The following is a 10643-nucleotide window of genomic DNA, read 5'->3' as shown; positions in this document are numbered from 1 at the left end:
GCCTGCAGTGTTGTATTTCCCCAGCTTACTCATTCTGCCACGATACTAGCATTCCAGGCTCCTCCTGCAGCAGTAATCGCACCTGTGATATAAAAAGGAAAAATTCCCGGTAAAGCCAGTCTTTTCCACCAAAGCCACCCTTTGAGACCAAAATTATCGGCAGCGAGGTACAATTCGCGAGGAATTGTTGAAGCACCAGCAATGACGTTAAATAAAATATACCATTGTGTTCCCAGAATCATCAGAGGTGTTACCCATATCTCTACATTTAGATGAAACTTGACAATAGCAATGACGAACAAAGGATAAAACAAATTTGCCGGGAATGCTGCAACAAATTGAATTACCGGTTGTATTCTTTGAGCAATACGAGGTCTTAAGCCAATCCATACACCCACGGGAATCCATATTAAAGAACTTAACACAATTAAAACAATAACGCGGGTACCTGTCGCTGCACCCAGTAAGAATACATGCAAAATATCACTGATTTTCAATTCAGCAAGAATAAAGCGTAACAGAAACCAACTTCCGCTTAATACGCACAATAAAACAAGCGTATTCCAAAATCGGTCGATCCATTCCTGCTTTTTTATATCAATTTCCTTAATTCCCTTCGACTCTCTAATCCTAAACCAACGGGCATTAACAAAATTGTCAGCGAAAATACTAATAATTTCTGTAAATTGTTTCATTAATCTACTGCTACGCATCCAATCGACTAGCCACGATTGATACTCAAATTCATCAGGAGAAGGTTCAAATCTAAATTTTTCAGACCAGGCAATTAAAGGGCGGAATAATATTTGATCGTAGAGAAAAATCACGATCACCATCGTTAAAATCGCATAACCTACTGCGTGTAAGTCACGTTGTTCTATAGCCAAAGCAATATAGGAACCTACTCCAGGCAATCGAATGTCTTGATGCGCAACAGAAATTGCCTCGGACAAGACTACGAAAAACCAGCTAGCAGACATTGAGATCATCATATTCCACAATAATCCTGACATGGAAAAAGGCACCTCTAGTTTCCAAAAGCGCTGCCATGCAGAAAGTCGGTACATTGCTGCAACTTCTTTTAAATCATTAGGCAAAGTCTTTAAAGATTGATAAAAACCAAAAGTCATATTCCAAACCTGAGCGGAAAAAATGGCAAAGATGGACGCGCATTCAGGTCCCAATAGACTATGTGGAAATAAATGAATAAACCCTGTAACCGTAATTGATAAAAAACTTAGCACCGGAATAGACTGCAAAATATCAATCGCAGGAATAATTACTTGTTCAGCACGACGATTTTTAGCTGCTAAAAGGCCCACAGAAAACGTAAACAAGATGGAAAAGCACAACGCAATAAACATTCGGAGCACTGTTCGTAAAGCATAAAAAGGAAGATTAGAAGGAGCTAAGGAAATAGGGATTTGCTCGCCTAATTGGTAAGGGGTAGCCATTTGTGATCCAGCCTCACCAAAAAAAAACACTACAGCAAAAATTAAAATGAGGAGCAGCAAATCCCATCGATTAATAAATCGGCTCACTCTATCAGGATTAGCAAAGTAGAATCGACTAGTACGCACTATGCTCCCCTTTGATAACATTTCGTCGAAATAAAACCTCTAAGAATAGCATAAAGACATTGTAATCGATAGTTCCATAAAGCTAATTGTATAGAACTTTTGCATAACTCTGATTGCTATTTGGCTTAGTAAAAGTATATGACTAAAACAAAGACAAAAGAACCCTTATTGATACTTCTTTAGTGAAAACCAAGGATTTTTTTATTTAAAAAAAATAGGTACACTGAGGTAATTGCTTTTAATAAAAAGTTTTAACTTGAGACTACTAATGACTAAAAAATTTCGAGCACTTGCCTTTACACTATTTATTCTATTTTCCCAGTTGGGCCATAGTGGACCCGAACAAGCCTCGATGGCAGTTTGGGTCAATGAAGCCATTGTAGCAACTTACAGTTACAGCTACAAAAATTATTTACAAGATCAAAAACAGATTGCCAAATATTTCACCGCTGCGGGGTGGATAGCCTACACCAAAGCATTAAATGACTCCAAACTTCCAGAAGTAATACAAAAAAATTTTTACTCTGTTAGTGCTGTAGCCACTGAACCGCCTGTAATTACTCAAATAGACGAAACCCATTGGAAAGCCACCATGAATTTGCTGGCTGTTTATCAAAATCCACAATACAAACAACAGCAAAATTTAAAAGTAACCATACAGTTTACTACAGCACCATCAGGTCAAGGCGTACGTGGCTTTACCATAACCGACTTACAATCAATAGCAAGCGAACCTCCTTGTCAATGTCGGCAGGAAAAAGACAATACCCCTCTACCTACTAAACCAGTAAATGCCAAACCATAACACCTATTTGCACAATAATTAGTATGCCGATTAAAATTAAAATAACATTTAATTTGTTCGGCATAGTGACATCTAATGCAGACTGTTCTGGATGATTTGGATTGTAATAAACATCAATTTCTTTATTTTCCTTGAAAGCAACTGCTGCTTTATAAGCTACGTTCCGAGCATATTTACTGTTTGGGTTATTGTGTGCTGTATCTAAAAACAAATACTCGCCAATCATAGTTTGGTCATGAACTTGGTAAGAGTATTCAATTTTAGGCCAAACATTATGCTTATTTTGGGTCCATTTACACGTGGTAATGTTTCCCTTTACTTTTAACCATGTTTGCGCTTGAAGTAAAATTTGTCTATCGAGCCAAAAATGCCTTAGCAAGATAAAAAGAACTGTTAACCATCCTAGATCGAGCACGCAACGCCAAATACCATGCCAAGTCATCCAAATCCTAATTAATATGAAGTATTTTATATAAAAGTATATACATTTTTGTCTTAACTTAATCCATTATTACAAAAAATCAACGAGCAAATCTCGCAAAATTAATCGCAATAGGTATAATCTCCTCATCAAGGTGATTAAAAAAGGACTCACGCTATGATTTCTAAAACCGTACTCAACGCGTCTCATCGACAATGTGGCGCTAAAATGGTCGATTTTCACGGATGGGAAATGCCTCTATATTATGGCTCTCAACTTAATGAACATCATCAGGTGCGTCGCGATGTGGGCATGTTTGATGTCTCTCATATGACTATTGTCGATATATTAGGTGCCGGTGGCCGCCAATTTCTACGCAAATTACTGACCAATGATGTCGATCTCCTAGAACATAACGGTAGAGCTCTTTATAGTTGCATGTGCAATGAGCATGGAGGAATCCTTGATGATCTCATTGTTTACCAGCGAGCTTCTGACAATTACCGAATCGTTCTTAATTCCGCAACTCGAGACAATGATCTGGCCTGGATTCACCAAATGAGTGAAGGATTTGCTGTAGGGTTACAGGAACGAAGAGAGTTAGCGATGATTGCTGTACAAGGTCCTAATGCCTTTGCCAAAATACTTAAAGTACTTAATCCAGCACAAGCGGATGCTGTTTCTACCCTAACCACTTTTGAATGTGTTGATATCGAGCAGTGGTTTTTTGCACGTACAGGCTATACGGGCGAAGATGGTTTTGAAATCATTGTTCCACAGGAACAAATAGTACAACTGTGGACTCAGTTAATGAAGATGGGGGTACAACCCTGTGGATTAGCAGCCAGAGATACCTTAAGACTTGAAGCAGGTATGCTTCTGTATGGCCAAGATATGGATGCCACCACCAGTCCCCTAGAATCTGGTCTCGCATGGACAATCAAATGGGAACCTGTAGATCGTAATTTTATTGGTATGGGTGCATTATTTTCACAAAGACAGCAAGGCATTAAACGCAAAATGGTCGGCTTAACTTTGTTGGAAAAAGGGGTTATGCGTAACAATCAGCGCGTCGTTATTGAGGGCTGTGCGGAAGGCATTATTACCAGTGGCAGCTATTCACCTACGTTAGAACAATCAATTGCTCTAGCACGTGTACCAATAGAGACCGGCAATGAAGTACTGGTAGATATTCGAGGTAAACTAATTCCTGCTAAAGTAGGTAAGCCTCGCTTTGTAAAACAAGGAAAAGCAATCTAAATTTTTTTCTCCCACGGATGAGAAATGAGAGAGATTTTTTAAAGTTCCCTATTTTAAATTAAGGATAAAACAATGAATGACTTAAAATACACATCCACTCACGAATGGGCAAGGCAAGACCAAGATGAGGTAACCGTGGGTATTACAGATCATGCGCAACAACTCTTAGGAGACATGGTCTTTGTTGAATTACCTGAAATTGGTACCAAGGTCCATGCAGGTGATGAATTAGGCGTTGTTGAGTCAGTAAAAGCAGCTTCAGATTTTTATGCCCCAATAAGCGGAGTGGTCACACAAGTTAATGAAGCTGCTGTTGAAAATCCAGCGCTGGTAAATACCTATCCTCACGCTGAAGGCTGGTTAGTTAAATTAAAGCCTGACAATCTCAATGAAATGGAGCATTTATTAAATACTGAACGCTATCAAAACGAGATCGGTGAGGAGCACTAGTCATGCCTTATATTCCCCATACGCCTAAGGATACCAAAGACATGCTCAATGCCATTGGTGTTGAGAATACTCAGGCTTTATTTGACGAAATTCCAACATCTTTAGAATACGTGGGTTTTCAAGAGATGCCTGCTGGCCTCAGTGAAATGGATATGTTAAAAGAGGCAGAAAATTTTGCTAATAAAAACCGCAATGGCATCTGTTTCTTAGGCGCAGGATGCTACGAACACCATATTCCAGCCGCCGTCTGGGATATTGCCTCTCGTGGTGAGTTTTTAACTGCCTACACACCTTATCAGGCAGAAGCAAGTCAGGGTACACTACAATTGTTGTATGAATATCAAACTATGATCTGTGAATTAACTGCCATGGATGTAGCAAATGCCTCAATGTATGATGGTGCTACCGCACTGGCTGAAGCTGTTTTAATGAGTATTAGAATAAATAAACTCAATAAAACAAATCGTATTTTGATTGCTGGTACACTGCATCCTTTCTATCGGGAAACGATTAACACTATCCTTAGCAGTCAACATATTGAACTAATCACACTCCCTTTTGATGAACAACAAGGTATTACTGCATTAACGGCATTAGAACCCTATACTGGGGAGGACATTACAGCTTTAGTCATTGCCCAACCTAATTTTTTTGGATGTTTGGAACAAGTAAATCAACTTAGTGATTGGGCGCATAAAAATAAAATTATTAGTGTTGCCTGCGTTAATCCTATTTCTTTAGCTCTATTAAAACCACCCGGTATATGGGGTGAACATGGTGTCGATATCGTCTGTGGTGAAGGTCAACCTTTAGGTTCGCCTATGGCATCTGGAGGACCCTATTTTGGATTTTTAAGTACACGCATGATGCACGTTCGACAAATGCCAGGACGCATTGTCGGTTGCACTTCAGACAGAGAAGGCAAGAGAGGATTTACCTTGACTTTGCAAGCACGCGAACAACACATACGCCGTGCTAAGGCCACTTCCAACATTTGCACCAATCAAGGATTGCTGGTTACAGCAGCAACCATTCACATGAGTCTTTTAGGAGCTGAGGGATTACGCCAGGTTGCCAGTCAATGTCATCAGAATACACACGTATTAGTAAACAAATTAACCCAAATTGACGGTGTGAAGATTGTTTTTAATGCTCCTTATTTTCATGAAGCATTACTCCAACTCAATAAACCCGTTGATGAGGTATTAATGCAACTAGCCAATGCAGGGATTACCGGTGGTTTTGCGCCAACAACTTATTTCCCACAGCTAAAAAACACCCTTTTGGTTTGCGCTACAGAAATGCGCACCGAAGAGGAAATAATGCTCTATGCAACAACATTAAAATCCATTATGAATCCATGAGGTGTCTAATGTTTATAATCAAATTAACCTATTTAGTACCCAATACCGAAGTAGATAAATATTTAAGTGCACATCGAGAATTTCTTGATTACTACTACAAGCAGGATCTGTTAATTGCATCCGGACCAATGAAACCACGTACTGGAGGTATTATCATAGCGGCGACCAATGACCGCTCTTATTTGGAATCCATTTTTAAACAAGACCCATATTATTTGGCTGAAATTGCACGCTATGAATTTATTGAATTTACCCCAATAAAACATCGCGATGAACTTAAAGAACTTATTCAAAAAATGGAAGGCAAATTATGTTGATTTTTGAACTATCTCAAGAAAACCGTAGAGCTATGGCACAAGCCCCTAAAATTTCAGACAGCAACTTTGCAATTCCCGAGGAACTACAACGAAAAACGCCCCCACGCTTACCAGCCTGTTCTGAATTGCAAGTAGTACGTCATTTTACGCGCCTCTCACATAAAAATTTTGCCATAGACAACAATTTTTATCCGTTGGGTTCTTGTACCATGAAATACAATCCGCGAGGAGTACATAAAGCCGCATCGATGCCAAACTTTCTCAATCGCCATCCATTAACTGTTGCACAGGACAGTCAAGGCGTTCTAGAGCTGCTTTATCGTTTACAACAAAACATTGCGGAAATTACCGGCATGGCTGGCGTATCTTTGACCCCCATGGCTGGTTCACAGGGCGAATTTGCTGGCGTGGCAATGATCAAGGCCTACCATCAATCTCGTGGTGATACTGAACGAAATGAAATGCTAATTCCTGATGCTGCCCATGGTACAAACCCTGCTTCAGCAGTTATGTGTGGCTTTAAAATCATAGAAATTGCCACTGCTCAAGACGGCGATATCGATTTGGAACAATTAAAAAATAAATTAGGTCCTAAAACTGCGGGCATTATGCTTACCAATCCCTCCACTTTGGGATTATTCATGCGTCAGATTAAAGAAATTGCCACATTAGTACATCAAGCGGGTGGATTATTATATTATGATGGTGCCAATCTCAATGCCATTTTGGGTAAAGTAAGACCTGGAGATATGGGTTTTGATGTCATGCATTTAAATTTACATAAAACCTTTGCTACACCTCATGGAGGCGGTGGCCCAGGAGCAGGTCCGGTAGCGGTTGGCAAGCGCCTTTTGCCGTTTATGCCATTACCAATAGTAAAAAAAACTGACGTCGATTATCAGTGGGCAACACGCCAGGATTACCCCCAAAGCATTGGACGTTTGTCTTGTTTCATGGGAAATGCGGGTATTTTGCTACGCGCTTACTTTTACATACGAGTATTAGGCAAGGAAGGTTTGCTACGTGTCTCTGAATATGCAACACTCAATGCCAACTACTTGCTTAAAGAGCTAACTAAAGCAGGTTTTACTGCTGCTTATCCCAAGCGACGTGCATCACATGAATTTATTTTAACTTTAAGCCCAGAAAAAAAAGCTTATGACATTACTGCCATGGATTTAGCGAAAAGACTGTTAGATTATCGAATTCATGCACCAACGACATACTTTCCATTACTTGTTCCTGAATGTTTGCTTATTGAACCCACTGAGACCGAGAGTAAGGAAGAATTAGACGCTTTTATACAAGTAATGAAAACCATCAGACAAGAGGCTATGCAAAACTCTGAACTACTTAAAGAAGCACCTTATACCTTGCCGGTTAGACGATTGGATGACGTCAAAGCAGCAAGAGAATTAAATTTAAATTATTTTGCATCCCATAAATCATATACGCAACTTAAAGAAACCGTATGATTCTCTGTTTCTTCGAGGAGATATGCTGTGATTAAAATCTACAACTTACATGAGATTGCAATCACAGAATATTTAAGCTATGATTTTCCTCTTCTGGATTAACGTAATATTCTACAATCCATGCACACTGCAATCATAATTCCCGCCCGCTATGCCTCAACTCGTTTACCTGGAAAACCTTTAGCACTAATTAGCGGTCAAACCATGCTGCAACGTGTAGTACATTTGTCATTTGCTGCAGCTGAAGGATTAAAAAATGTATCTGTTATTGTGGCAACTGACGACGAACGCATTACTCGGCATTGTGAGAAAATTGGGGTCCGCTCTTTAATGACCTCTAAGGATGCTCCTACTGGAACCGATCGCGTTGCAGAAGTAGTACAACAAATGTCAATTAAACCCGATTTTATTTTAAACATGCAAGGAGATGCTCCATTAACACCACCCGATTTCTTACGGATAATGATTGATGCCTTTGCCTCATCTCGTTGTGATGTGGTAACGCCAGTGACACAATTAAGCTGGAAGCAATTAGAGAAACTGCGTCACGATAAACTAACTACACCATTTAGTGGCACTACTGCGGTTTTCGATCCACAAACTGGAAATGCATTTTGGTTCAGCAAAAATATTATTCCTGTCTTACGCAAAGAGGAAGAGTTAAGACAAAAAAATGATAAAAGCCCAATATTTCGTCACATTGGACTCTATGGATATTCATTAGACATGTTAGAACAATTTATTAATTTACCCGAAAGTAAATTTGAACAATTAGAAGGATTAGAGCAATTACGTATCCTGGAAAATGGACATACCATTCGTTGCGTCCCAGTTGATTACAAAGGACGTCCTGATATGTCAGGCATTGATAGTCCTCAAGACATTCTTCGTGCTGAAGAATTAATTGCGCAACACGGTGACTTCATATTTCAGCCAAAGAATTGGAATAGATAATGACAACACGATTAATTATCGCTCGCCATGGTAACACTTTTGCCCCTAGCGATCGTGTTAGACGTGTAGGACTAACTGATCTACCACTAGTTGCGAGCGGCCTACTCCAAGGAAATTGCCTTGGCAGTGCGCTTAAACAAAAAAATCTAATCCCTGATGTGATTTTCGCCTCAAAGCTAAAGCGCACCATTCAAACCGCAGATCAAGCACAAAAGGCGATGGGAACCAAGTTATGCATTAAAACCTTGGCCATTTTTAATGAAATTGATTATGGCCCCGACGAAAATCAACCAGAAGAGCACGTTATTGTTCGACTTGGCAAAGAAGCATTACATGCTTGGGAGGCTCGAGCTACCGTACCTAACGGCTGGAATGTTAAACCTGCAGAGATTATTAATAACTGGATTGTCTTTTCCCAACATCTACGTCAGCATTATGCCGGGAAAACATGTTTAGTGGTAACAAGCAATGGTATTGCCCGTTTTGCTCCTCATCTTACCGGTGATTTTGCAGCATTCAGTACTCAACATAATATTAAAATTGCTACTGGTGCTTACTGTTTATTCGAAAATGAACCCTTTAATGAAACTTGGAATTGTCGTCTGTGGAATGTGAAACTAGCTAAAACAGAGTAGTGCCCTTGATTTCATAAGGGCTCACGCCAATGCCTGAACAAATGGCTTTATCAGGCTTAGCATCACAAAAGTACTACTTCGAGAATTAATTACCCAACATGGGCAAAACGACGATCATTAAGGTGCATTGACTTGTTAACCAGATCATCCATGTTAATATCAGGCTCACATGCTTGAAACATATTTTTAAATGATAAAACATCTATAGTTGCTGTTGAAACATCATTTTCTAAATAACCATCTAAATTTCTAAAAGTAAGATAATTATCTACAGCAAATTCCTGACAACTAGCTAAAGTTTCATCCTGACATATTGAAAATTTAATTAAATGCTCTTCATGGAATGGTTCTTGACTCTTTGGTAACTGATAGGATTCATGATAAACAATAGCACCAGAACCTGCACAAAAATAAGAACCGGAAGTAAATTTATTGTTCACATAGTTCGTACTAAGGATGTATCTTCCTTCTCCTGATTCTAATCCAACAAGACGCACATCATGAATCACAGCCTTAGGGGAAGTCAGGTTTGCAGCAACTGCAATGTTAGATGATAAAATTAAGCCCAGCATTAATAAAATAACATTCCTCATTTGTTCTTGGCTCCTAATATAATATAAAATTCTTAGAGATAATTAGGAATCAATTACCTCTTCTCATAAATACATATAAGAAATTTTTCACCCCAATTCAGAGAGACATTATACCTTTTTGTACAAATAAAGGATACATATTAATCAATTTATTACTAATCTTGCCTGAAAATGACCTAAATAGCGACATAACTCTAAGCTAAACTAGCAAATAAATGAATCTGCAGATTAAGAATAAATCCATGTGTCATGCAGTATTCTGCGGCATACTCATGATTGCGTTGATTTTTTTTCAAATCTAGAAGATCAGGCTCCCAAAAACTAATCACTTCATTGATTTCAGAACGCTCTGCTATTGTCAGCTTACGCCTCTCCTCGCGAATTATTTTCACGCGCCGAGGTTCATTTTTATAAATATTCATAGGACTGACAAAAACTGGTTTCTTTGTATGTTCCGCCCATTCATGTGCCCACGAAGGTAGTGTGCTATAAGCTAAATACTTATCTTCTTCTGGTGCTGACATTACAAATTTTAAACAATCAGCACGCGCTAACATGTTTACGTTGGGTTTAAGATAACGAAGGACTAATCCATTTTTCTCTAGACATTTGGGGCTTACGACCAGCACAGTACTCTGAGGTAAATCAGGCAATAGAGAGGTTCCATTAGATTCAATTTGCGTATACTGAAAATGATACTGTGCTTCTTTTAAAAACGCTGATACATTATTTTGTAATGCAGGCTCTCCACCAGTAATAACCAGAACCATTTTTTTTGCCATACACTGG

At 39.1% G+C, this 10643-nt stretch carries 11 protein-coding genes and 1 pseudogene; 8 read left to right on the top strand and 4 right to left on the bottom strand.

Annotated features, from left to right (window positions below; translation table 11 throughout):
* Nucleotides 1-32: 32 nt before the first annotated feature.
* Nucleotides 33-1580, bottom strand: a pseudogene (locus WA877_RS05700) (ABC transporter permease); the annotation flags it as partial.
* 268 nt (nt 1581-1848) lie between these two features.
* Between WA877_RS05700 and WA877_RS05695 the strand changes: the two are divergent.
* Nucleotides 1849-2385, top strand: coding sequence for a DotI/IcmL family type IV secretion protein (locus WA877_RS05695; protein ID WP_425169969.1), 537 nt, complete (start codon nt 1849-1851; stop codon nt 2383-2385).
* Here WA877_RS05695 and WA877_RS05690 read toward each other — a convergent pair.
* Nucleotides 2360-2827, bottom strand: a complete 468-nt coding sequence (locus WA877_RS05690; RefSeq protein WP_425169968.1) for a DUF3592 domain-containing protein — start codon at nt 2825-2827, stop codon at nt 2360-2362. The genes WA877_RS05695 and WA877_RS05690 overlap by 26 nt on opposite strands.
* Nucleotides 2828-2983: 156 nt before the next feature.
* Between WA877_RS05690 and gcvT the strand changes: the two genes are divergently transcribed.
* The 7 genes from gcvT (at nt 2984) to WA877_RS05655 (ending at nt 9261) form a co-directional block, all read left to right on the top strand.
* Complete coding sequence (gcvT, locus tag WA877_RS05685; protein WP_425169967.1) at nt 2984-4066, top strand: glycine cleavage system aminomethyltransferase GcvT; 1083 nt, start codon at nt 2984-2986, stop codon at nt 4064-4066.
* Nucleotides 4067-4138: 72 nt separating this feature from the next.
* Complete coding sequence (gcvH, locus tag WA877_RS05680) at nt 4139-4516, top strand: glycine cleavage system protein GcvH (protein ID WP_425169966.1); 378 nt, start codon at nt 4139-4141, stop codon at nt 4514-4516.
* Between the two features lie 2 nt (nt 4517-4518).
* Entirely contained in the window at nt 4519-5880 is a 1362-nt protein-coding gene (gcvPA, locus tag WA877_RS05675) for an aminomethyl-transferring glycine dehydrogenase subunit GcvPA (protein ID WP_425169965.1), read from the top strand.
* Between the two features lie 8 nt (nt 5881-5888).
* A complete protein-coding gene (locus WA877_RS05670) occupies nt 5889-6197 on the top strand; it encodes a YciI family protein (RefSeq protein ID WP_425169964.1) in 309 nt (102 codons plus the stop codon).
* The gene (gcvPB, locus tag WA877_RS05665; RefSeq protein ID WP_425169963.1) at nt 6191-7672 is read left to right on the top strand and encodes an aminomethyl-transferring glycine dehydrogenase subunit GcvPB; all 1482 of its coding nucleotides are present in this window, start codon (nt 6191-6193) and stop codon (nt 7670-7672) included. Before WA877_RS05670 ends, gcvPB begins: the two co-directional genes overlap by 7 nt.
* A gap of 120 nt (nt 7673-7792) precedes the next feature.
* The gene (gene kdsB / locus WA877_RS05660) at nt 7793-8626 is read left to right on the top strand and encodes a 3-deoxy-manno-octulosonate cytidylyltransferase (RefSeq protein WP_425169962.1); all 834 of its coding nucleotides are present in this window, start codon (nt 7793-7795) and stop codon (nt 8624-8626) included.
* Entirely contained in the window at nt 8626-9261 is a 636-nt protein-coding gene (locus WA877_RS05655) for a histidine phosphatase family protein (protein ID WP_425169961.1), read from the top strand. Before kdsB ends, WA877_RS05655 begins: the two co-directional genes overlap by 1 nt.
* 89 nt (nt 9262-9350) lie before the next feature.
* Here WA877_RS05655 and WA877_RS05650 read toward each other — a convergent pair whose 3' ends face one another.
* Both WA877_RS05650 and WA877_RS05645 read right to left on the bottom strand, forming a co-directional pair.
* Nucleotides 9351-9854: a hypothetical protein gene (locus WA877_RS05650; protein ID WP_425169960.1), complete on the bottom strand. Its 504-nt coding sequence runs from the start codon at nt 9852-9854 to the stop codon at nt 9351-9353.
* A 194-nt stretch (nt 9855-10048) separates the two neighbouring features.
* Nucleotides 10049-10643, bottom strand: a 595-nt coding sequence (locus WA877_RS05645) for a 7-carboxy-7-deazaguanine synthase QueE (RefSeq protein WP_425169959.1), incomplete at its 5' end; no start/stop codon positions are given.

It is taken from the genome of Legionella sp. (assembly GCF_049790535.1).
GTDB lineage: Bacteria > Pseudomonadota > Gammaproteobacteria > Legionellales > Legionellaceae > Legionella.
The sequence above is the reverse complement of the archived record's forward strand: the minus strand, read 5'-3'. Positions and strand labels throughout refer to the sequence as shown.